Below are 21642 nucleotides of genomic sequence, written 5' to 3'. Positions count from 1 at the left end.
GCGGGAAACCGGGGGCTACTTGATCCCCGAGAACCCGATGGAGTTGATGACCCGGCGGCCGAAGACGGCGAAGAGGATCACGATCGGCAGGGCCGCCACGAGCGACGCGGCCATGAGCCCGGCCCAGTCGGGCGCGCCCTGCGGCGTCTGGGACCGGAAGACGCCCAGCGCGACGGTGAGCACCTTGGACTCCTCCGTCTGGCCCACCAGGAGCGGCCAGAAGTAGTCGTTCCAGGAGTTGATGAAGGTGAGGATGCCGAGCGTCGTGACCGGCGCCGCCGAGATCGGCAGGATGATCCGGAAGAAGATGCGCCACGGCCTGGCGCCGTCGATCATCGCCGCCTCGTCGATCTCCCGGGGGATGCCGAGGAAGAACTGGCGCATGAAGAAGATCGCGAACGGCGTCATGAACAGGCTGGGCAGCATGATCCCTGGCAGCGTGTTGAGCAGGCCCAGCGACTTGACCGTCAGGAAGTTCGGCAGCGACGTGAAGATCGGCGGCACCAGCAGGGCGCCGAGGAACACGGCGAACCACGCGTCGCGTCCGCGCCACCGCAACCGGGAGAAGGCGTAGGCGGCCATCGCGGAGAACAGGACCTGGAAGACCGTGATGCCCGTGGCGACCACGAGCGAGTTGCGCAGGTAGAGCCAGAAGCTCAGCGACCCGCCCGACCCGCCCTCCGCGAGCGCCTCCTCGGGGGTGGCGAGCCCGAACACGCGCTCGAACGGCCCCAGGGTGAGGTCGGCGGGCAGCGGCGAGAAGGACTGCGCGGCGAGCGCGTGGTTGTCGGACAGCGCGGTCCGCAGCATCCAGTAGAAGGGCAGCACGGTGGCCAGGACGAAGAACCACAGGACGATCCAGGCCAGCGCCCGTCCCCAGGTGATCCGTGCGAGCCGCTTGGCAAGGCTTCGGTTTCCCATCAGGGCTCCATCAGGAAAGGTCGGACTCGCCGGCGCGCAGCAGACGCATCTGCGCGAACGCCGCCCCGGCGAGGATGAGGAAGAGGACTACCGACATGGCCGAGGCGTAGCCGAAGTGGCCGCGCTCGAACGCCTGCTCGTAGATGTAGAGCTGCAGTACGCGCGAGGCGTTGCCGGGCCCGCCGGACGTGGTCACGGCCACGGTGTCGAAGACCTGGAAGGCGCCCGTGACGGTGATGACGAGCACGAGGACCAGCACGGGGCGCAGCAGCGGCAGGGTGATGCGCCAGAAGGTGCGCCACTCCCCCGCGCCGTCGACCGACGCCGCCTCGTACACGCTGCGCGGGATCATCTGCAGGCCCGCGAACACCAGCAGCGCCGTGTAGCCCAGGTGCCGCCACGTGTTGACCGCGGCGATGGTGGGGATGGTCCAGGCCTCGTCCCCGAAGAACGCCACCTTGGGCAGCCCGACGGCGTCGATCACCGCGTTGACGATGCCGATGTTGTAGTCGAGCATCCAGTACCAGAGCAGCGCGACGACGACGTTGGCGATGAGGTACGGCAGCAGCAGGCTGCCGCGGATCAGCACCGACGTGGTGAGCCGGTGCATGAGCACCGCGAGGCCGACCGCGAGGACGGTCTGGAACCCGATGTTGAGCACGACGTACAGGAGCGTGACGCGGACGGCGTTCCAGAACACGTCGTCCTGCGCCATGTCGACGTAGTTCTGCAGGCCGACGAAGACCGGGCTGCCGAGCACGTTGTACTCGGTGAGCGACAGGTAGGCGCCGCGCAGCGTGGGGTACAGGTAGAAGACGGCGAACCCGATGGCCGCCGGGGCGATCATCCCGAGCGCGGCCCAGAGCTCGGTGCGGGGGCGGCGGCGGAGAGCCTGCGTCATCAGTGCCGGCCCTTCGTGATGGCCCAGACACGCACGTCCTCGCCGGGGACGGCGGACCGGAGCCGGCCGGTGGCGTGGCCCCGCTGACCCGTCCACAGCTCGGTGACCTCGTACCGGCCGCCGCCCAGGCCGAGGTCGCGCAGGGCGACGTCGGTGGTGCGGGCCGAGGCGCCGTAGTTGAACGCCGCGACGTAGGTGGTCGCGCCGTCGCGCAGCACGAACGTGTCGGCGGCGGTGAACCGGTCCGGGCCCGCCTGCACGGGGGCGAAGGACCGGCCGAGCTCGGCGATCCGGTTGATCCGCGGGTTCTGCAGCAGGTCGCGCGCCCGCTGCTTGATGACGGGGTGGCCGGTCGCGGTCAGGTCCTCGCTGACCTGGTAGATGCCCGTGATGACGGCGGAGGTCACGCGCGCCCGGTTCTGCCCCTCGGGCCAGATGCTGGGGTACGGGTCCTGGAGCAGGTAGGCGTTCGCGTCGCCGTCGTACTCGTAGTTGCCGAACTGGACGTGGTCGCCGTCGTTGAAGGCGTAGACCTCGTCGAGCCACCAGCCGTAGGTCAGGGAGTTGAGCAGGTACTCCGTGCTCTTCTGGTACCGGTCCGGCTGGGTCGGGTGCCAGTTGTTCAGGGCGCCGTGCACGTCGCAGGAGATCCGCCGGGCGTGCGCGAACTCCGAGGCGAACAGCGGCGAGATCGCCAGGTCGATGAACATGTCGTCGCCCACGTGGTCCACGACCTGCGCCATGCCCTGGCGGAACGCCTGCTGGCCGGTGTGCACCGACTCGTCGAACCAGTCGTCGGCCTCGACGTAGCCGTGGGTCAGGAAGTCGAGCTTGACGTAGCGCACGCCCAGCTCGCGGAACTTGCTCAGGGCGATCCGTGCGCGGTTCTGCACGCCGGGGTTGGTCGGGTCGAGCGCCCACGCCCCGTCGATGTTCACCGGCACGCCGTTCACCTTGAGCGCCATCTCACGGTACGTCTGGTTCTCGCACGTGTCGCAGAGCTTGGTGCCGCCGATCTGCTCGTCGAGCCCCTCCTTCCAGAAGTTGGCGAACGGCTGGAAGTAGAGGGCCGGCTCCTGGCCGCGGGCCTTGACGTCCGCGACGTACTGCTCGAGCTCCGCCCAGGAGGTGTCCGGATTCTCGAACGAGTACTCGGGCGCGAGCATCTTGTCCCAGTACGAGTCGACGCCGACGTACGGCCCCGTCGCCGACCTGGTGTTCCGGAACGCGGGCGTCTCCTCGGCGAGGAACTCGGAGACCTCGTCCATGACGGCGGCGTCGCCCCCGCGTGCGCCGAGCCCGCCCCAGCTGTTGAACCCGAACGGCGTGCCGTCCGACCACGTGCGCGACTGCGCCACCTGGGCCGCCGCGCGGCCGAACGTCTCCATGCCCTCGCGCCAGTCGGCGTAGTAGCCCACGAACATGCGCGGTGAGCTCACCGTCGCGCCGCTGACGTCGCCGTGCGGCTTGAGCTCACGGTTGAACTGGTACTTGTTCAGGCCGTCGCCGTAGTCGTAGCTCCAGTCGGTCAAACCCGCGGCGGCCTGCAGCCGGTCCAGCCCGCCGTCGGCGTTCCCGTCGGCCACGATGCCGGACTTCCAGGTGTCCCGGTCCAGGGAGCCGACCACGAGGCCGCGGCGCGAGACGTCGTCGATGAACGAGGTGACCTCGAAGCTGCGCTCCGCGGGCGTGACGTCCTGGATGGCGGGCGTCTCGTAACGGACCCAGTGGTCGTTGTCGAACGGCACCAGCACCATCCGGTTGTCGCCGTCGCGCCCGAGATCCACGGATCCGGGCCGGTCGGTCATGACCGGCACCATCATCGAGGTGGTGACGGGGCCGTCCGTGCCGGTGACGTCGAGCCGCACCGAGAACGAGCGGTCGCCGTCGAACACGAAGACCTGCCGCAGCGTGGGCAGCCCCGGCTTGGCGCAGGTGACCGTGCGCGTTCCGGTGAGCCGGCAGGCGCCGTCGTACTGCTTGGTGGTGACGAACTCGTCGCCGAGGCGGACGCCGCTGTAGAAGCCGGTCACAGCCCGGTGCCGTCCCCACCGCGCGTCGGCGGTGCCGCTGGAGAGGGAGTAGTCGACGGTGACGTCGCCGCCCCGCAGCGTGACGTGCCTGGGGCCGGGGGCTGCAGGGGTCGGGTCGACGGGCACCGGGTCGGCCGCCGCCGGGTCGGTGAGCGCGTAGTCCTTCGCGGTCGCGCCGGCGACCACCACGCGGTCCAGGTCGGGTCCGAGCGAACCGGCCGGCGCGCTGAGGGTCAGCCGGTTCTCGCCCGCGTGCAGGGGCAGGGTCACCGAGACGGTACCCACCCGGTCCCAGCCACCCGTGGACGCGACGGGCACGGCGACGGTGTCGCCGCCGTCGGGCGTCACGGTCAGGGCGCGGGTGTCGTCGCCGCTGAGGTAGTGCAGCGTGACGTCGTACGAACCCGCCTCGGGCGCGACGACGCCCGGCACCGACACGGTGGACGACGGGTCGATGCTGCCGACCTTGCCCCCGCCCGAGCAGGACGAGCAGCCGGACCGGCTCGCGCCGTCCAGGACCACCTGCGTGGCCTCGGCCTCGACGGCGGCGGACGGCTGGGCGGCGGACGGCGGGATGTCGGACGCGGACAGGGGTGCGGCCGTCACGGGGGTCGCACCGACGGTGCCGACGACGGCGAGGGCCAGGCCCACGGCGAGCCACGAACGGGCGGCTCTGCGGGTCCGGACGGGTTCGGACTTGACTGACATGGAGGCTCCTCCGGCGACGTTGCTGGGTGCGGCACACTCAACAGTCTTTTTTTGTTGCTGTCAATTAAGTCACCCGGCTAGAGTCGGCGCATGCCCGCCAGACCCCAGGCGCCGACGCTGAGCCCGGCCGGGACGCGTGTCCTCCAGCAGCTCGTCATGACCGGCGACGCGTCGCGCACCGCCCTGGCCACCGACACGGGGCTCACGCCCGGCGCCATCACCCGGGCCGTGCGGCCGCTGCTGGAGGCAGGGCTGCTGGACGAGACCGGCGGCCGCGCGTCCACCGAGGGCGCGCTCGGCAGGCCGGCCACGGTGGTGACCGTGCGGACGGAGGCGCACCTGGTGATCGGCATCAAGGTCACGGCCGACCAGATGTTCGGCGTGCTGTGCGACCTGCGGTGCCGCGTGCTGGACGAGCTCACCGTTCCCGTGGGTGACCACGGACCCGAGGCCCTGGTTTCGCAGGTCGCGGACCTCGTGGAGCGCCTGCGGTCCGGGCGCCCCGAGGTCGGCAGCGTCGGACTGGCCGTGTCGGGCGACGTCGACGCCGCCTCGGGTCACGTGGCCTACTCACCGTTCCTGGGCTGGCGGGACGTGCCGCTCGGCCAGGAGGTGGCCCGGCGCACCGGCCTGGCAACCACTGTCGAGAACGACGTCCGCGCGCTCCTCACGGGCGAGCGCTGGTACGGCGTGGGGCGCGGGCTGTCCTCGCTGGCGCTGGTGACCGTCGGTACCGGCATCGGCTGTGCGCTGCTGGTCAACGGCCAGGTGGTGCACGGCAGCTTCGGCGTGGCCGGCGAGGTGGGGCACGTGCTCGTGGACCCCGAGGGCCCGCTGTGCCACTGCGGCAACCGGGGCTGCGTCGAAGCCATCGCGGGGTCGGCCTCGATCCTGGAGCGCATGGCGCAGGCCGGGTTCGCCGGGCTGGGCATCGGCGACGTCGCCGAGCTCGCCCGCTCCGGCCAGCCCGACGCCGTCCGGGTGCTCGCCGAGGCCGGCAGCGCCGTCGGCACCGGGATCGCCACCATCGCCAACCTGCTCGGCGCCCAGCACATCGTCATCACGGGCGAGGCCATCGGCAGCAGCCCGGAGCCCGCCGACGACGAGCGGGACTACGACGTCATGGACCCGCACGTGCGCGCCGCGTTCGAGCAGCGGGCCTTCGGGTCGGCGGCCCGCTCGGCCATCGAGCTGCGCCCCCTGCGGTTCGTCGACTGGGCGCGCGGCGCGGCGGCGTGCGCCGTCGAGGACTTCGTCACGCACTACGGCCGGTCGTGACCGGGCGGCGTCACCGCCCGTCGGCGCCCGGGTGGAACTCCCGCTCGTACGTCTCAGCGGCCTCGTCGACCACCGACTGGTCGATGGTCGCGACGGCGGTGGTCGCGACCAGGAGCGGCTCGCAGTCCGGCCCGCGGCCCACGATGTCGCCGGTCAGCGCCCACGGGTACCGGTCGGGCGTCAGCAGGTGGGCGTACTGGCACAGCTGGCGTGCCAGCCAGTGCTCGAGCTTCCGGTCCCACCACGGCTCGGGCGCCAGAGGGTTGACGCTGAGCCCAGGCAGCAGGCATCCGCTCTCGAAGTCGCGGCTCACGGTGGCGGCATCGGCCACCGGTCCCCCGCTGAAGCGCACATAGAGCGGCGACACCGCCTCGACCAGCTCCGCCACCTCCGCGAGAGACCGCAGGTGCGGCACACCGGGCAGCATCCCCGGCTGGTCCACTACGCAACACCTCCCCCTCGGGCGCTCCCCGCCATCCGGAAGCGCAGGCCCAGGTGGTCCACGGTGGCGGGCAGCGGGTCCCGGGCCAGGTACCGCCCGCGGGCCACGCGCAGGTCCCGCGTCGCCAGCCGCGCCAGCAGGTGGCTTGCGACCAGGAGCACCACGTTCCGGCCGGGGCACGCGGCCGGCCCTCCGCTGAACGGGACCAGCCCCCAGTCGCCGTCGTTGCGGCCGTCGAGCCACGCCTCCGGGAGGAAGGCGTCGGCGTGCGGCCGCTCGGCCGGGTCGCGGTGGAAGAACGAGCTGACGACGACGAAGCCCGTATGGGCGGGCAGGATCCGTCGCCCCCAGGTCGTCGGGCCGGTGGACTCGCGCAGCACCACGAACGTCGTCGGCCACAGGCGCACCGACTCCAGCACGCAGGCCCGGGCGTAGGGCAGGAGCGCCGGGCCCTGCCCCGCCTGCCACAACGCTGCCGAGCCGCCCTGGCCCGCCTCCGCCAGCACGCGCTCGCGGACCTCGGGCCGGGCGGCGACGATCGCCAGCGCCCGCAGGGACGCCGCGCCGGCGGCGTCGAACGCGAAGAGCCAGTGCGGCACCTGACCCACCGCAGTCGCGGGGCCGCTGCGGTGGGCCGAGGCGGCGAGGGAGCCGGGCTCGGGCGCGCGGAGGTAGGACGCGATCCGGCGCTCCAGCTCCTCGCGGAGACGCGTGCGTCTCGGGTGCAGCCACGACCAGTTCGCATCACGCCGCAGGGCGTTGAGAATCGCCACGAGCTCGCGGTCCCCGCGAGCCTTCGTGCCGAGGACCACCTCCAGCACGATGCCCCACCACGCCTCGTGGAAGGCGTAGGCGTCGAACCGCCCCGTCGTGTCGAGCTGCCGGGTCAGGTCCACCACGCCGCGGCGCACCGCATCGACGAAGGCGGCACCGTCGTCGTGCACCGGCTGGTCCATCTGCAGCGCACGCTCGTTGAACGGCCGCCGGTGCCAGCGCTCGGTGGTGGACGAGATGAGCACACCCTCGGGCTGGAAGTGCGCGAGCGCGCCGCGCTTCTCCTTCGTGGCCGGGGAGAAGGGCTCCGGCGAGTCCTCGAGCAGGCGGCGCACGTCCTCCCGCTCCGTGACCACGACGAACCGCCGCGGCCCGACGCCGAAGGCGAGCGGGGCGCGGTCGTGCCGTTCCCGCAGCCCGGCCAGGACGGCGCGCGCCGTGCGGTCGGCCTGGTGCCGCTCCGCCCACGCGGTCGCGCGCGGCCGGCGGATGATCGCGCCCTGGGCGACCAGCGGCGCGAGCACCTGGCCGACGACGCGTGCGGCCTCACTCGGGCTCAGGTCGACGGGCGTGCGGTGGGCGGGCGTAGGGATGCGTGTGCGGTGGGCGGGCATGCGGGCCGCCGACGTCGGGCTCATGGCCGACTCAGCGGTTCGGCGGTTCCTCGGAGATGTCCGCGAGCGCCGACGACGGGTCGCGCTCGACGGCGAGGTCGCCGATCGAGACGATGCCGACTGCCGTGTCCCCGTCCATCACCGGTACGCGCCGCACCGCGGCGTCGCGCATCACCTGGACGGCGGTGGCGACGGGGTCACCGGGGCCGACGGTCACGAGGCGGTCGCTCGCGATCTCGCCGACCGTCGCGTCGAGGCCACGCCCCTCGGCGAGGCCGCGGACCACGATGTCCCGGTCCGTGATGATGCCGACGATCCTGGACTCGGACCGGACGATCAGCGCGCCGACGTCCTCCGAGGCCATCGCGCGGGCGGCTGCCTCGATCGTGTCTGTCACGTCGACGGTGGTCGGCGCTGGGGTCATGACATCTGCGACTCTCTGAACCATGTCGCACTCCTCCCTCGGTAGGGCCGACGGCGGGCTGCTTCACCGACATCTCCACCATGCCCCGGTGGCCTGCCGCTCGCATGCCGGCTGTCAGAGGCGCAGGGCGTCGGCGCCGCGCGCGAGGTCGATGATGAGCGCTCCCGCGACGAAGTAGTCCTGCTCGGAGGTGCGCCGGGTCTCGCGGACCTGGTGGCGGAGCTCGTCGAGCGCCTCGTCGAGCCGGCGCACGGCGTCGGCGGCCTCCTGGGCCGCGGCCCCGCCGTCCGGTCCGTTCGCCGCGTCCTGTGTCTCGGCGACACGGAGCGCCGCGGCGAACGCGCGGAGCGTGGTGGCGAACGTGGGCCTCAACTGCCGGCCGAGCGCCACGTCCTCGCGCCCGTCGCGCTCCCACTCGACGAGCAGGCGCACTATCTCGTCGACCACCTCGGCCGCCGTACCCAGGGCGCCGGCACGGCGTGTCTGGGACGCGACCCAGTCGCGGTAGCCGGTGCGTCGCACCTTGCGGTTGGCGCGTGAGGCCTCGTGCATCTGGCCGACCGCCGCCCGCGCGCTCTCGATGGTCGGGATGAGGCCGTGGCGGCGGTCCTCCCACGCGTCGGGGTCGAGGGTGCCCCTGTCCTCGAGCCCGGCCGCCAGCGTCTCGATCTGTTCGGCGAGCTCGTCGCGCAGCCGGGTCAGGGCGACCTCGGACGGCGTGAGGGGCAGGGGCGGGAGCAGCAGGTTCACGGCGATGCCGATCGCCGCGCCGACCACGATCAGGCCCGCGTAGGAGCCGATGAACCCCATCCCGTCGCCGGAGCCGAGGATGAGCACGAAGATTGCCGAGTTGACGGCCCAGCTCCCCATGTCGCCGAAGATGCGCCAGCCCACGCACAGGAGCGCGATACCGACCACGACGCCGATCTCCAGCGGGCCGGGGAGCGGCAGGAGGTCGACGGCCCGCGCGATGGCCGCACCGATCAGCACCGCCGCCACCGTCTGGACGGACTCGCGCACCGAGCGCACCACGGTGCTGGTGGTGGCGAGCACGGCGCCCAGCGGGGCGTAGTACGGGTACTCGGAGAAGGGCGCGGGCGCGAGGGTTCCGACGAACCAGGCCAGTGTGGCCGCGAGCGCCCCCTTGATCGCGAGCGACCAGCGCGGGTGGCGCACCCAGATGCGACGGCCGGCCGAGAGGTACCCGGCCGGCCGCGCCACGATCCAGGAGTTCTGCGGGTGGCCCACAGCACTCAGTCCTGTTCAGGTCTCAGTAGTCTGGTTCGGCCGCCGAGATGTCGGCCAGCGCGGACGTCGGGTCTCGTTCGACCGCGAGGTCGCCGATCGAGATGATGCCCACCGCGTCGTTGCCGTCCATCACGGGGATACGCCGGACGGCGGCAACCCGCATGAGCTCTACCGCCGTCTCCACGGGGACGCCGGGTCCTATCGAGAGCAGCTCCTCGCTCGCCACCTCCCCGACCATCGCCTCGAGGCCGAGCCCCTCGGCCAGGCCCCGGACCACGAGGTCCCGGTCGGTGACTATGCCGACGGTGGTGTTCCCCGCCTGCACGACCAGCGCACCCACGTCCTGCGCGGCCATCGTGCGGGCGGCGGTCTCCAGCGTTGCGGACATTCCGATCGTGGTCGGTGCTGGGGTCATGACGTCTGCGACTGTCTGCTGAGCCATGTCTCGCTCCTTCCCTCGGTTCTGCTTACCAGGCGTTCACCGTGTCGCGCCGGGAGCCAGCTCGCATCCCGGGCGGTCAGCCCAGCGGCTTCTCGAAGAACAGCTCCGCGTACGGGTTGTCCTGGCTGTACGGCGCGATCTCGTGGTAGCCGGCCCGGCCGTACATCGTGATCGCCTCGGTCAGCGCCCCGTTGGTGTCCAGCACGATGCGGGAGCAGCCCAGGCTGAGCGCCTCGCTCTCCAGCCGCCGGAGCAGCCGCGTGCCCAGGCCTGCGCCGCGCCAGCTCGACGCGACCCACATCCGCTTGATCTCGCCCGTCACCTCGTCGAACCTGCGCACCCCGCCGCAGGCCACGGGGGCGCCGTCGCTGGTCGCGACCACGAAGGCGCCGCCGGGGGCGCGCAGCGCGTCGGCGCCGTGCTGCGGCGGGTCGGGCACGAACCCGCCGGGGAAGCGCCGGTCGAGCTCGGCGTAGTACTCCCCCAGCGCCGCGGTGGCCGCTTCGCTCACCGGGTCCACGACGCGCAGGTGCACGGTCGCCGCGCGGATCAGCAGGTCGGCGGTGCCGAGCGCCTCGTCCAGCCGGGCGCGCTGGCGCTCGGTGAGTGGTTCGAGCAGCGTGCGCGCCTTCTGCTCGGAGCGCTCGTCCAGCTCGCGGTACGCCGTCCGCCCCACGGCGGTGAGCCGCACGATCCGCCGACGCCGGTCGGCCGGGTCGGGCAGCACCTCGACGAGCCCGTCGTCGCTCAGCCGGGACAGGAGCCGGGTCAGGTAGCCCGAGTCAAGGTCCAGCCGCTCGCGCAGCTCCCGGACCGCCGCGCCGCCGGGCCCGACCTCGAAGAGGAGGCGCGACGCGCCGAGCGGACGGCCCGTGCCGAGGAACGACTCCTCCAGGGCGCCGATGCGCTGGGTGTAGCTGCGGTTGAAGCGGCGGACCGTATCGACGAGCGTCATATCTCTGACCCTAGTCAGAGAAGTGCCGCCGTGGAACCACCGGCGGCGGGGTCGCCCAGGTGGAGCGGCGGAGAAGTGAAGCAACGGTTCGGCCGTCGCTCTCACTTCGGCCAAACGGACGCCCCCGTCCGTTAACGTCGCCGGCGGAGCACCCACGAAGAGCGCAACGGAGACACATGATGCGAGCAGTGACGATCGAACGATTCGGTGACCCGAGCGGCATGGCGGTGACCGATCTGCCTGCGCCGACCGCCGGACCGGGTCAGGTGGTGGTCGAGACCGAGGCGATCGGGGTAGGCGGGGTCGACGCCGTCATCCGGCGCGGGACCCTCCGCGGGTACGGCTTCACCGAGGGGCTGATTCCTGGGAGCGAGGTGGCCGGCACGGTCACCGAGGTCGGCCCGGATGTCGACCGGTCATGGATCGGACGCCGGGTGTGGGCGTTCATGCGCATCGGCGGGTATGTCGAGCAGGCGCTCGCGCAGCTGGGCGACGTCGTCGCGCTCCCCGACGGGCTGTCGTCGATCGACGCGGCCACGGTCGGGGGCTCGGCGACCGTCGCGCACTTCGCGCTCGCCCACGCGCACTTCACGGCCGGTGAGTCCGTGCTGGTGCGCGGCGCCGCGGGAAGCATCGGCATCGCGACCGTGGAGCTCGCGGCCCGTGATGGCGCGAGCGCCGTGGCCGTGACGACGTCGTCGGCCGAGCGCGGCAAGCGGCTACGTGACCTGGGCGCCACTCACGTGCTCGACCGCTCGGGTGCCGGCGATCCGGGAGCCCCGGCGTCCTATGACGTGATCATCGACATCGTCGGCGGACCGGACACCGCCGGGTTCATCGACCGGCTCGCGCCGAACGGCCGCCTGGTCGTGGTCGGGGCGGTCGCCGGCATGCCCCCGGCGGACGTCGGCGGCATGCTCCTGAAGACCTTCCAGCAGTCCCGGTCGTTCGCGACGTTCAGCCTCGACAGCGTCGCCACGCCGGCCCGGGACATCGTCCGCGCCGAGGTGCTCGCCGCCACGGCACGTGGCGAGCTGCACGCCGTCGTGCACGACGTGCTGCCCCTGGCCCAAGCGGCCGAGGCGCACCGGCAGATGGACGCGGGCACCGTGTTCGGGCGGATCGTGCTGGTGCCCTGAAGTTCACGGGTCACGGCGCCTGCGGTTGACCCTGTGCCAAGGACACGGTTTCTACTGGCGGCATGGAAACCACTACTGGCACCAACTCGCGGATCGCCCGGCCGGGCTGGCCCGAGATCCTGGTCGGGATCGCCGCGATGGCCCTGGTCGGATTCGGGCTGCCGTTCGCGACCCGCGGGCTGATCGACCTGACCAGCCCGGCGGGCGGCGCCGCCCTGGCGTGCCTCTCCGGCGTGGCAGGGCTTGCCGGGTTCGGCGCCGCGGCGGCGTTGCGGCACCGCTCCTGGCAGGCGTTCGGCGTACGGCGGACGAGCGCGCGCTGGCTGTGGATCGGCGTCGCCGGTGGTGTCGTGGCGCTGCTCGCCAAGGGTGTGCTCACCCCGCTCTTCGTCGTACTGACCGACGCCGAGACCGACACCCAGGCGAGCTATGCGGCCGGGGCGAGCAGCGGGGTATGGCTTCTCGTCGTGACCGCGATCGGGCTGGTGGTGCTGACGCCGATCGGCGAGGAGTTCCTCTTCCGCGGCGTCGTGACCACCGGCCTGCTCCGGTACGGGCCGGTGATCGCGACCGTCGGGAGCGCAGCGATCTTCGCCCTGCTGCACGGGATCAACGTGGTGCTGCCCACCGCGTTCATCGTCGGGATCATCACCGCCGAGCTTCGCCGGCGCAGCGACTCAGTGTGGCCGGGTGTGGTGGTGCACGCGCTCAACAACTCGATCACCGTGGTGGCTTATGCGCTGTTCCCGGGGATCGTCTAACCAGCTATCGCTCAGGTCCTGGATACTCCCAGGAGAGGTCTGCGGGGCGGGCGCGCCGAGGTGGCCGACGGCCCGGACCCGTGTTCCGGACGGGCCGGTAGGCGATCGCGCCTCGGTCTGGACCGGAATGACAGCCGATCGAGTAGCGGCTTCCCGGGATACGCCCGGGTGGGCCCATGCCGACGGCAGGGGTCCAGCCCGGTGCCGGTTGCTCGGTGTGGATCGGCTGCTTCGCACCGTCCGCGGACTGGGCTCTCACGGGTCGCGGCGGCCTGGGCGCGACGGCGACATAGGTGTGCCCCGTCGGCGTCACCGTCTCGACCGCGTGCCGGCCGTCGATCTGGGTGGCCTTCTGCCTCCACCCCGGCGCCTGCTTCGCGTGGTTGCAGCGCGCGCACAGGCCCTGGCCGTTGCCCAGGCTGGTCCGACCACCCTCGGCGAACGGCGTCACGTGGTCAATGTGCCGCACCGGGGCGTCGCACCACGACGTGGCGCAGATGCCCTGTTCACGGGCACGAAGCAGTGCGGAAAGGCCAGGCGGGTAGAACCGGGACACCGACGTGGTCGCCAGCAGGCGTCCACGGGGATCGACATAGATCGAGCGGAGCCAGGCCGCGTCGGCGCCGATCCCGTGCGCGGCGAGCTCGCGAGCGACCGGTGCCGGGACCGCGCCCACACCGGCGGCAGCTCCCTCCACGACGACTGCCGGCTCCTCACCACCGGCGAGCAGCGTCTGGTCGCTGACCAGCAGGTTGATCGTGACGGGCACCTCGTCGGCCTTGCCCGGCTCGCGGCCGGCAACCCGTTCGATCAGGGTGTCGGCCATGATCTGACCGGCACCCCGCTCGTCGCCGGCCGCCTTCGCCGTATCAGCGTGGGCCTTGAGCTGCGCGTACGCCTGCACACCCTGCTGCATCGGCACCAGCGCGGTCAGGTAGACCATCAGATCGGGCGCCGGGCGCACGGAGACACGCCGCTCCGACACGGCCTTCGCGTTCCGCTTCACGCAGGCATGTACGTCGAGCTCGCCCGCCAGCTCCTTGATCAGGGCGATCAGCCGCCGGGTGCCCGTCCGGGCAAGTGCCGCGAGGTTCGCGGGCCCGCAGATCTGCTCGTCGATCTGCGCTCGGTGCTCGGCCGAGAGGTGTGCGGTCTCGCGCACCATGAGCGTCGCGCGCCACTGCGAGAGCACGCCGGTGCGCAGCGCGTCGAAGGTGTGCGGCATATCGGTGATCCATGCCCGCGCCGTGCCCAGGAACGCCCCTCCCGCATGCGGGCTGAGCCGCATTGCCGGGCCTACCTGGTTCGGCACACCACGACCCTGCCGCTCGGCCCGGATGCCCTGCCGCGCTTCGTCCGCCTTCGTGGCCTCCTCCAGCGCCACCGCCAGCCGGCCTTGCGTAGCCGTCACGGTGTTCTTCACGGCCTCCAGCTCACCGAGCAGATCCACCCACTCGGCTTGCGCCTGCTTCGAGACGGACGACGCCGTGTCAGTGCCGCCTGGCAGGATCATGCTGGCCAGCGCCTCACGCAGCGCCCGAACATCGGCCGCACGCAGCACCGCACCGCCGCCAGAGGGCAGCACCGGCCCGCAGGGCTGGTCGCCCGCTCCAGGTGCATCTCCAGCTGACGTCATGGCATCAACATATGGCACACCCGTTCGCATCGCTCGCCGAGCGGCCCCCGTACGCCAGCAGCAGAACCAGCACGTCCCCGCCCCCTAGGGCCGCAGCACCGACTCCGGCACAACGGCCCGCCGAGCGGCCTCGGCCACGATCAGGTCGGCGGTCTCCTCCGCCGTCTGCTCCCCGGAGTCGAGCCACCACCCGAGGTCGCCCAGCTCCCGCCGCTGGTTCCGCGCCAGCGGAGCGAAGTCGTAGTCCACCCGGGTCTCGACCGCGCGGGTCGCGTTCCGGTGCCGCGCCACCTCGAGAGGCGGGCACAGCACCACGAGCATCAGCGGCCGCGCCCGCAACCGCCCGGCGATGAAGCGCAGCTCCTCCCTGGTCTCGACGACGGAGTCGGCGACCGGCGTGAACCCTGCCTCGGCGAAGTTGTCCGCCACCGAGCACAGGTTGATCATCCGGAGCCGCAGCTGATGCTGCCCGTCGGGCCCGGGACTCCAGCGCCCCGCCGCGTCGAGCATGTTCGCCCGGCCACTGACGAGCATGATCCCGAACACGTCCCCGTCGACCCGTGCGGCCCGCGGCAGCCGCTCTGCGACCAGCTGCGACACCGTCGTCTTTCCCGCCCCGGGTGTGCCGGTGATCAGCAGGCAACCGGCCAGAGTCTCCTCAACAGTCACCCCGCCACCCTCGCAGCACCAGCAAGTTCTTTAGCCCGCGGAAGCCAGCTCCAGCACCCACCGCGCCCGCTCCACCATCGCGACATCGAGGAAGGTCCCGTCCGCCAGTGCGACGGCGCCCACGCCCTCGGTCGCGGCGTCCCCCACCCGTTCCAGGACCTCCCGGGCCGCCGCGACCTCGGAAGCGGAGGGCAGAAAAACAGCCCGGATCGTGTCCAGCTGCCCCGGATGGATCGCCGTCCGGCCGCAGAAGCCGAGCGTGCGACCCGCGCGGCACGACGCCGCGAGCCCGTCCAGGTCCCGCACGTTCGTGTACGCCGACATGACGGGCGGCGGCAGCCGCGCAGCCCGTGCCGCGACGACGACGCGGCTGCGCGCCCAGGTGAGCCCCCCGTCGCCGTCCAGCCGCAGGTCGGAGCGCAGGTCCACCTCTCCCAACCCCAAAGACGCGACCTGCGGCGACGCCGTCGCCAGCTCGAAAGCACGCTCGACGCCGAGCGCCGACTCCACCAGGAGGTGCAACGCCCGGCCGGGCAGCGCGGCGGCGAGCGCCCGGACCTCGTCGGCGGACTCGGCCTTGGGGATCCGCGCACCGACGTCGGGCGGCAGCGCCGCGAGCATCGCGACGTCGTCGGCATGCCACGGCGTGCTCGGGTGGTTGATCCGCACCTGGACGGCCCTGTCCACCGGCACGTCGGAAAGGAGCCGGACGACGTTGCCCCGCGCCTCGTCCTTGCGGGACGGCGCGACGGCGTCCTCCAGGTCGGCCAGCACCACGTCAGCCGCCGAGGTCAACGCCTTGGCGACCCGGTCGGGCCGGTCGGCAGGCACGTACAGGAGGGTCAGCGGCGTCATACCGCCCCCTCCCCCCGCAGCTCGGCGATGCGCTCGGGCGAGAACCCCAGCTCGTCGAGCACAAGATCGGTGTCCGCGCCGTGCGCCCGCCCGGTGAACTGGATGACGCCGTCGTTCTCGGAGAGCCGGAACAACGGCCCCTGCATCAGCATCGGCCCCAGCTCGGGGTCCTCGATCTCGTGGATGGTGCCCAGCGCCCGGAACTGCGGGTCGGAGACGATGTCCCGCACGTCGTACACCGGGGCCACCGCGGCCTGCGCCGCCTCGAACGCCGCGACCACCTCGTCCCGCGTCCGGAGCGCGATCCAGCCCCCGACCGCCTCGTCGAGCTCGTCCGCGTGCTGCGCCCGGTCGACGCCGCGCGCGAACCATGGTTCGTCGGCCAGGTCGGGCCGGCCCACGAGCCGCACCACCCGCTCCGCGATCGACTGGGCCGACGTCGAGACCGCCACCCAGTGCCCGTCGCTCGTGCGGTAGGTGTTGCGCGGGGCATTGTTGCTGGACCGGTTGCCCGTGCGGGGCTGCACGGTCCTGAGCTGGTCCCACCGCGTGATCTGCGGCCCGAGCATCGCCAGGATCGGCTCGACGATCGCGGTGTCCACCACTTGTCCGTGCCCCGTGCGCTCCCGCACCGTCAGCGCCGTCATGATCGCGAACGCCGTGGCGAGCGACGCGACGCCGTCCGCCAGGCCGAAGGGCGGCAGCGTGGGCGGTCCGTCGGGCTCGCCGGTCATCGCCGCGAACCCGCTCATGGCCTCGGCGAGCGTGCCGAACCCCGGGCGCGTGCGGTACGGACCGACCTGGCCGAACCCCGAGACCCGGGCCAGCACGAGCCGCGGGTTGCGGGCCGACAGCTCCTCGTAGCCCAGGCCCCAGCGCTCGAGCGTGCCGGGCCGGAAGTTCTCGATCACCACGTCCGCCTGCTCGGCGAGCGCCAGGAAGACCTCGCGCCCGCCGTCCGACCCCAGGTTCGCGGTGACCGTGCGCTTGTTGCGGCCCAGGGTCTTCCACCAGAGGTTGACGCCGTCCTTGGCCGCACCGTGCGTGCGCGACGGGTCGGGCTTGGTGGGGTGCTCGACCTTCACCACGGACGCCCCCAGGTCGCCCAGGTGCATGGCCGCCATCGGCCCGGCGAACAGCGTGGATGCGTCCACGACGCGCAGCCCGGCCAGGGCGCCGGCGGCGGGATCGCGGGAGACGCTCATGCGGTCGCCTGCCCGTCCGCGGCCGACGGCGGCAGGTCCCACGCGCACCGGAACCCGACGGTGGCGCTCCGGGCGAGCCCGAGGCCCGGCAGCAGGAGCTTCACCGCGTAGTCGGGGGCGTGCCGCCCGCCTTCGACGTACCAGTCCGAGTCCGCGGCGCGATAGTCGCTCCCGCCCTTGAGCATGACGAACCGGGTGCGGCCGTCGCTGTGCTCGCTCTCGGTCCAGCTCCACACCGCAGGCCCGGGGCGCTCCACCCCGAACAGCGCCGGACGCGCCTCGCCCGCGAGCTGCCACTCGTCCTCGGTGGGGAGCCGGCCTCCGCGCCAGGCGCAGTACGCACGGGCGTCGTCGAGGTCGACGTACGTCACCGCGTCCCCGTCCGCGGCGGACGCGCCGCCGTCGGCCCAGTGCGCCAGGAACCGGTAGGGGTCGGCGGGACGGTAGTCCGTCGCGGCGAGGAACTGCGCGAACTGCGCGTTGGTCACCTCGGCGGACGCCACCGCTACCGGCGCAGCCAGGACGCCGTCGCGCTGCAGCGTCCGCGCGTCGTGCAGGCGCGGCGGGAGCGGCTTCCACTCGTCCACGTACGGCGCGCCCTGGTACATGCCGGTCTCCCGGGCGCGGTAGCGCACGGTCAGCGCGTAAGGGCCCTGCGGCAGGACGACGACGTCGCCGTCCGGCTCGCCCGCCGTCCGCCCAGGGCTGTCGGACGCGCGGGCCGGACCGACGCGGCGGGCGAGCTTGTGCGGGAACCGCGCATCGGCGTCGTGCGGCGCGTCCGCGAGGGCGGCGAGCAGGTCCGGCAACCACTGCGGCTCCTCGGCGTCCGCGGCCACGTGCAGCAGCGCGGCGATGCCCCGCCCGGGCACGACGACGTCCGCGGCCGCCGAGGCGCCGGTGAGCGCCACGAGCCGGCCCGCCGTCCGCTCGGGAGCGTCCGGGTCCAGCACCGGCCCCGCGTAGTCGGCCTCGCCGCGGTTCACCAGCGTCCAGAGCGTCACACCGTCCAGCTCCCAGCGCGACGCGTACACGCCGGCGGACTCCGCGTCGGGCGCGAGCCCGGCCAGCGGCGTCCACTCGCCGTCGAGCAGCAGGTCGCCCGCCGCCCGCTGGACCGTCACCATGCGGCGCACCGTCGCGGCGTCGCGCCGGGACCAGCCGACCCACACCCCGAACACGACCTCCCACACCATGACGCCGACGCCGTTGAGCCAGGCGGACTGCAGCTCCTCGGAGTGGTCGCGGTGCCAGCGCCGCACGTGATGCTGCATGTGCCGGCGCTCGTACCAGTGCGCACGCAGCACACCGGGCACGGGCGAGTCGGCGAAGAACTGCGCCCACGACGACGAGTGGTCCTCGATGCGCTCGACCGGCAGCTTCGACTCGCCCTCCAGCACGATGCCGGGCCGCGCCGCCTCCAGACGGGCCACGAGCTCCGGCTCGGCCTTCTTCAGGGTGTCGAGGAAGACGCCGTCCGCCCCGAGCTCGGCCACGACGGCGGCCAGCTCGGTCAGATCGTCGGCACCGCGGCGCGTGCCGACGTCCCACGGGTTGTAGTCGACGAACACGCGCAGGCCTGCGTCGTGCAGCGTCGTCACGAGCCCGGCGAGCCCCGGCACGTCCCGGTAGAAGTCCCACTGGTTGCGGTCGTCCAGCCCGATCACCGGGTAGGCATGCCACAGCACCACAGCGGAGAGCCCGCCGAAGCGCTCGCCGGCGTCGGCGAGGAACCGGTCCGGCGTGAAACGCCTCTCCTCGAACGAGTAGAGCAGCTCGTCCCAGAGCCACACCTGCGCAACGGTGCTGCACCTGGCCGCCCAGGCAGCCTCGGGCCGCGCGTATGCGGCACCCGTGTAGCCGTGGCGCTCGCGGGCGTCTGCGCGCCAGGCCCGCAGGGTCTCGCGCCAGGCGGGCCGGTCGGCCGGGTCGGCGGGCCCGGAGAAGATCTTCGCCTCGTCGAGGGCCGCGCTTCTCTCGGGGCTCAGCGGCCCGGTCGCGACCTCGGTCGGCCGGTCGATCGGTCGCGGGACGAGGGGGTCGAACGTGTAGGTCATGATGCCTTTCCGGTGTCGAGCCGCCCGGCCAGCGCGATCGTCCGCGCCGCGAGGTCGTCGATGCGCCGCTCGCCGCCCGGCAGCGACGTCGCGATGCGGCCGTCCAGGGGCCTGGTCCACCGCTCGCCGATGCCGTCGGCGCCCAGCAGCGCCCCGACGACCCCGCCCACTGTCGCCGCCGCCGAGTCGGTGTCCCACCCCGCGGTGACGGCGATCGAGACGCTGGGCCCGAACGCGCCCCGGCCCGCGCTGAGCGCGAACGCGATGACCGCCGCGTTGTTCAGCACGTGCACCCAGTGCAGGTCCCCGTACTCGGCGTGGATCCGGTCCAGGCCGGCGCGCACGCCCGCTTCGCTGCCGTCGCACTCGCGTCCGAGCGACCGCCCGAGCCGCACGGCGGCGGCCAGCCGGCTGTCCGGCGGGACGACGGCGTCGGCGGCGTCGAGCACGTCCTCCACGCCTTCGCACACCATCGCGGACGCGGCGAGCGCGGCCGCCCACGCCGCCCCGTACACCCCGTTGCGCGTGTGGCTGAGCCGCGCGTCGGCCCAGGCCAGCCGGGCCGCCTCGCGGACGTCGCCGGGCGAGACCCAGCCGAGCAGGTCCGTCCGGATCAGCGCACCGATCCACTCGCGGAACGGGTTGTCGTGCGTCGCCGTCTCGGGCACGGGCCGCGCGTCGAGGATGTTGCGGTACGCCGCGCGCTCGGCGGTGAAGGTGCGCCCGGCAGGCAGGTTGTCGAGCCAGAGCTGCGCGACGTCGTCGGTGGTGAACCCGCGGCCGTGCTGCTCCAGGAGCGCGAGCGCGAGGATCGGGTAGTTGAGGTCGTCGTCCTCGGGCATCCCGTCGATGTTCTCCTCGAGCGACGTCGGCGCCGAGCGGCGGTTCCACGGCCAGCGGGACAGGACGTCGTCGGGCACGCCCACCGCGGTGAAGTAGCGGTCCAGCGGCCACCGGCCGGTGGACCGCAGGATCTCCTCGATGGCCTCACGGGAAAGCTTCTCCACGGGCTTGCCGAGCAGGCAGCCGGCCGCGCGGCCGGTCCAGGCTCCGTGCACGCGCGCGGCGTAGGCCGCGTCGGGGTCGGGTCCGGCGGGCCGCCACGGCAGATCCGGTGCGGGCGGCAGCAGGGCGGCGATCTCGTCCCACCCGTCCGGCTCCTCGGGGGCCGACGGCGCGGGCCGGGCCGCCAGCTCTGCCAGCAGCAGCCGCGCGAGCGCGCGGAGCTCGGGCGACGCCGCGACCGGCCTGGCGCCGCTCACCGCGGGTACCGGGTCGCCGCCCGCCGCGACCCAGCGGTCGCGCACGCCGGTCACGTCCTTGCCCTCGGCCGCCGACTGCACGAGCTCGTGCGCCAGCAGGTCCTCGGGCTGGGCCCAGGTCAGCCTCATGCGCGCTCACCGGTCCCTACGGCGTCGATCGCCGCGAGGCGGCTCAGCGCCCGCTCCCGGTCGGCGCGCAGGATGTCGGCTGCGGCGCCGGCCATGAGCCGCCCGGTCTCCCGGACGTCCATCTTGCTCGCGGACTCGATCTCGTCGAGCCACTCGCTGGGCACGACGCCGCTCCCGCCCAGCCCTGCGGCCACCGCCCCGGCCATGACTGCTATCGAGTCGGCGTCGCGGCCGTAGTTCACCGCGGCCAGCACGGCGCCGCGGTAGTCGCCGCGGTGGGCGACGAGGAGGCCGAGGGCGACCGGCAGCTCCTCGATCGACTTGGTCCGCGACGGGCGCCGGGCGTCCATCGACATCTGCCGGTACTCCGGGCCGACCGAGTCGTAGGGCGCGACGGCCTCGCGGACCACGCGCGCGAGCTCGCGCTCCTCGTCGTCGGTCGCCGGCGCAGCGGTCCGGCCCGAGACCGCGTCCACCACCGCACGGAGCGCCGCCGCCGTCCCGTCGTGCGCGACGTCGAGCGCCGCGGCGACGACGTCGTCGAGCGTGGCGCCCGGGTCGACGGACGCCGCGACCATCGCCGCGAACACGCCCGCCGCCTCCCGCCCGTAGCTCGACTGGTGCGCACCCGTGAGGTCGATGGCCTCCGCGTAGGCGCCCCGCGGGTCGCCCGCGTTCACGAGCCCGACCGGCGCGACATACATCGCGGCCCCGCAGTTGACGACGTTGCCGACGCCCGCCTCGCGCGGGTCCACGTGCCCGTAGTGCAGCCGGGCCACGAGCCACTTCTCCGCGAGGAAGACCCGCTGGAGCAGCAGCGCCGTCGACTCGAGCTCGGGGATCCAGCGGGGCTCGCCGATCATGAGCGGCACCAGGTCCTCGGCCATCGCGTACGCGTCGAGGTGCTCGCGCCGCTTGGCGTACACCTCGACGAGCGCCCTGGTCATGAGGGTGTCGTCCGTGATGTGCCCGTCGCCCTTGTGGTACGGCGCGATGGGGCGCGCGTCCTGCCAGTTCGGGTACCAGGGGCCGACGATGCCGCGCACTCGGCCCCCGTGCCGCTCCTCGATCGCAGCTGGTGTCCAGCCCTCGGTGGCGCCGCCGAGGGCGTCCCCTACGGCGGCACCGGTGATCACTGCCACCGACCGGTCCTCTAACCAGCTCACGATTGCGCTCCTTCGTCGTTCCT

19 protein-coding genes are annotated in these 21642 nt (G+C 73.1%); 3 read left to right on the top strand and 16 right to left on the bottom strand.

Annotated elements, in window-relative coordinates; genetic code table 11:
- Positions 1–15: 15 nt before the first annotated feature.
- The 3 genes from AB0I32_RS07425 to AB0I32_RS07415 are packed head-to-tail and all read right to left on the bottom strand — an operon-like array spanning position 16 to position 4563.
- Complete coding sequence (locus AB0I32_RS07425; protein ID WP_357504415.1) at positions 16–921, bottom strand: carbohydrate ABC transporter permease; 906 nt, start codon at positions 919–921, stop codon at positions 16–18.
- Positions 922–931: 10 nt separating this feature from the next.
- The gene (locus AB0I32_RS07420; RefSeq protein ID WP_357504413.1) at positions 932–1822 is read right to left on the bottom strand and encodes a sugar ABC transporter permease; all 891 of its coding nucleotides are present in this window, start codon (positions 1820–1822) and stop codon (positions 932–934) included.
- Positions 1822–4563 carry a carbohydrate-binding protein gene (locus AB0I32_RS07415; RefSeq protein ID WP_357504410.1) on the bottom strand — a complete coding sequence of 914 codons (2742 nt, stop codon included), beginning with the start codon at positions 4561–4563 and terminating at the stop codon, positions 1822–1824. The genes AB0I32_RS07420 and AB0I32_RS07415 overlap by 1 nt, the downstream gene beginning before the upstream one ends.
- A 90-nt stretch (positions 4564–4653) precedes the next feature.
- On the opposite strand from AB0I32_RS07415, the gene AB0I32_RS07410 reads away from it, so the two are divergent.
- Entirely contained in the window at positions 4654–5841 is a 1188-nt protein-coding gene (locus tag AB0I32_RS07410; protein WP_357504408.1) for an ROK family transcriptional regulator, read from the top strand.
- A 10-nt stretch (positions 5842–5851) separates the two neighbouring features.
- On the opposite strand, the gene AB0I32_RS07405 is transcribed toward AB0I32_RS07410, so the two are convergent.
- From AB0I32_RS07405 to AB0I32_RS07380, 6 genes are all read right to left on the bottom strand, one after another.
- Complete coding sequence (locus tag AB0I32_RS07405; RefSeq protein WP_357504406.1) at positions 5852–6283, bottom strand: DUF6098 family protein; 432 nt, start codon at positions 6281–6283, stop codon at positions 5852–5854.
- Complete coding sequence (locus tag AB0I32_RS07400) at positions 6283–7695, bottom strand: cytochrome P450 (RefSeq protein WP_357504404.1); 1413 nt, start codon at positions 7693–7695, stop codon at positions 6283–6285. The genes AB0I32_RS07405 and AB0I32_RS07400 overlap by 1 nt, the downstream gene beginning before the upstream one ends.
- A 7-nt stretch (positions 7696–7702) precedes the next feature.
- Complete coding sequence (locus tag AB0I32_RS07395) at positions 7703–8119, bottom strand: CBS domain-containing protein (RefSeq protein ID WP_357504402.1); 417 nt, start codon at positions 8117–8119, stop codon at positions 7703–7705.
- 90 nt (positions 8120–8209) lie between these two features.
- Positions 8210–9343 carry an aromatic acid exporter family protein gene (locus AB0I32_RS07390; RefSeq protein WP_357504400.1) on the bottom strand — a complete coding sequence of 378 codons (1134 nt, stop codon included), beginning with the start codon at positions 9341–9343 and terminating at the stop codon, positions 8210–8212.
- Between the two features lie 22 nt (positions 9344–9365).
- Entirely contained in the window at positions 9366–9785 is a 420-nt protein-coding gene (locus AB0I32_RS07385) for a CBS domain-containing protein (protein WP_357504398.1), read from the bottom strand.
- A gap of 76 nt (positions 9786–9861) precedes the next feature.
- On the bottom strand, positions 9862–10740 hold the full coding sequence (locus AB0I32_RS07380) for a helix-turn-helix domain-containing GNAT family N-acetyltransferase (RefSeq protein ID WP_357504396.1): 879 nt from the start codon (positions 10738–10740) through the stop codon (positions 9862–9864).
- A gap of 179 nt (positions 10741–10919) precedes the next feature.
- On the opposite strand from AB0I32_RS07380, the gene AB0I32_RS07375 reads away from it, so the two are divergent.
- A complete protein-coding gene (locus tag AB0I32_RS07375; RefSeq protein ID WP_357504684.1) occupies positions 10920–11879 on the top strand; it encodes a zinc-binding dehydrogenase in 960 nt (319 codons plus the stop codon).
- 62 nt (positions 11880–11941) lie between these two features.
- Entirely contained in the window at positions 11942–12640 is a 699-nt protein-coding gene (locus tag AB0I32_RS07370; protein ID WP_357504394.1) for a CPBP family intramembrane glutamic endopeptidase, read from the top strand.
- Between the two features lie 4 nt (positions 12641–12644).
- On the opposite strand, the gene AB0I32_RS07365 is transcribed toward AB0I32_RS07370, so the two are convergent.
- From AB0I32_RS07365 to AB0I32_RS07335, 7 genes are all read right to left on the bottom strand, one after another.
- Positions 12645–14153: a DUF222 domain-containing protein gene (locus AB0I32_RS07365; protein ID WP_357504682.1), complete on the bottom strand. Its 1509-nt coding sequence runs from the start codon at positions 14151–14153 to the stop codon at positions 12645–12647.
- A 207-nt stretch (positions 14154–14360) separates the two neighbouring features.
- The gene (locus tag AB0I32_RS07360) at positions 14361–14945 is read right to left on the bottom strand and encodes an AAA family ATPase (protein ID WP_357504392.1); all 585 of its coding nucleotides are present in this window, start codon (positions 14943–14945) and stop codon (positions 14361–14363) included.
- A 30-nt stretch (positions 14946–14975) separates the two neighbouring features.
- Positions 14976–15800, bottom strand: coding sequence for a CoA ester lyase (locus AB0I32_RS07355; RefSeq protein ID WP_357504390.1), 825 nt, complete (start codon positions 15798–15800; stop codon positions 14976–14978).
- On the bottom strand, positions 15797–17005 hold the full coding sequence (locus AB0I32_RS07350; protein WP_357504388.1) for a CoA transferase: 1209 nt from the start codon (positions 17003–17005) through the stop codon (positions 15797–15799). Before AB0I32_RS07350 ends, AB0I32_RS07355 begins: the two co-directional genes overlap by 4 nt.
- Positions 17002–19062: an SUMF1/EgtB/PvdO family nonheme iron enzyme gene (locus tag AB0I32_RS07345; RefSeq protein WP_357504386.1), complete on the bottom strand. Its 2061-nt coding sequence runs from the start codon at positions 19060–19062 to the stop codon at positions 17002–17004. Before AB0I32_RS07345 ends, AB0I32_RS07350 begins: the two co-directional genes overlap by 4 nt.
- The gene (locus AB0I32_RS07340) at positions 19059–20453 is read right to left on the bottom strand and encodes an ADP-ribosylglycohydrolase family protein (protein ID WP_357504383.1); all 1395 of its coding nucleotides are present in this window, start codon (positions 20451–20453) and stop codon (positions 19059–19061) included. Before AB0I32_RS07340 ends, AB0I32_RS07345 begins: the two co-directional genes overlap by 4 nt.
- The gene (locus tag AB0I32_RS07335; RefSeq protein WP_357504381.1) at positions 20450–21619 is read right to left on the bottom strand and encodes an ADP-ribosylglycohydrolase family protein; all 1170 of its coding nucleotides are present in this window, start codon (positions 21617–21619) and stop codon (positions 20450–20452) included. The genes AB0I32_RS07340 and AB0I32_RS07335 overlap by 4 nt, the downstream gene beginning before the upstream one ends.
- Positions 21620–21642 lie beyond the last annotated feature (23 nt).

Source organism: Promicromonospora sp. NPDC050249, assembly GCF_040656015.1.
Taxonomy (GTDB): Bacteria; Actinomycetota; Actinomycetes; order Actinomycetales; family Cellulomonadaceae; genus Promicromonospora.
This window is presented reverse-complemented; position numbering and strand designations above follow the sequence as displayed.

Coding starts and splice junctions, on each gene's coding strand:
- AB0I32_RS07425 (WP_357504415.1), bottom strand. CDS start 921: ATGGGAAACCGAAGCCTTGCCAAGCGGCTCGCACGGATCACCTGGGGA.
- AB0I32_RS07420 (WP_357504413.1), bottom strand. CDS start 1,822: ATGACGCAGGCTCTCCGCCGCCGCCCCCGCACCGAGCTCTGGGCCGCG.
- AB0I32_RS07415 (WP_357504410.1), bottom strand. CDS start 4,563: ATGTCAGTCAAGTCCGAACCCGTCCGGACCCGCAGAGCCGCCCGTTCG.
- AB0I32_RS07410 (WP_357504408.1), top strand. CDS start 4,654: ATGCCCGCCAGACCCCAGGCGCCGACGCTGAGCCCGGCCGGGACGCGT.
- AB0I32_RS07400 (WP_357504404.1), bottom strand. CDS start 7,695: ATGAGCCCGACGTCGGCGGCCCGCATGCCCGCCCACCGCACACGCATC.
- AB0I32_RS07395 (WP_357504402.1), bottom strand. CDS start 8,119: ATGGTTCAGAGAGTCGCAGATGTCATGACCCCAGCGCCGACCACCGTC.
- AB0I32_RS07385 (WP_357504398.1), bottom strand. CDS start 9,785: ATGGCTCAGCAGACAGTCGCAGACGTCATGACCCCAGCACCGACCACG.
- AB0I32_RS07380 (WP_357504396.1), bottom strand. CDS start 10,740: ATGACGCTCGTCGATACGGTCCGCCGCTTCAACCGCAGCTACACCCAG.
- AB0I32_RS07375 (WP_357504684.1), top strand. CDS start 10,920: ATGCGAGCAGTGACGATCGAACGATTCGGTGACCCGAGCGGCATGGCG.
- AB0I32_RS07370 (WP_357504394.1), top strand. CDS start 11,942: ATGGAAACCACTACTGGCACCAACTCGCGGATCGCCCGGCCGGGCTGG.
- AB0I32_RS07365 (WP_357504682.1), bottom strand. CDS start 14,153: ATGATCCTGCCAGGCGGCACTGACACGGCGTCGTCCGTCTCGAAGCAG.
- AB0I32_RS07355 (WP_357504390.1), bottom strand. CDS start 15,800: ATGACGCCGCTGACCCTCCTGTACGTGCCTGCCGACCGGCCCGACCGG.
- AB0I32_RS07350 (WP_357504388.1), bottom strand. CDS start 17,005: ATGAGCGTCTCCCGCGATCCCGCCGCCGGCGCCCTGGCCGGGCTGCGC.
- AB0I32_RS07345 (WP_357504386.1), bottom strand. CDS start 19,062: ATGACCTACACGTTCGACCCCCTCGTCCCGCGACCGATCGACCGGCCG.
- AB0I32_RS07340 (WP_357504383.1), bottom strand. CDS start 20,453: ATGAGGCTGACCTGGGCCCAGCCCGAGGACCTGCTGGCGCACGAGCTC.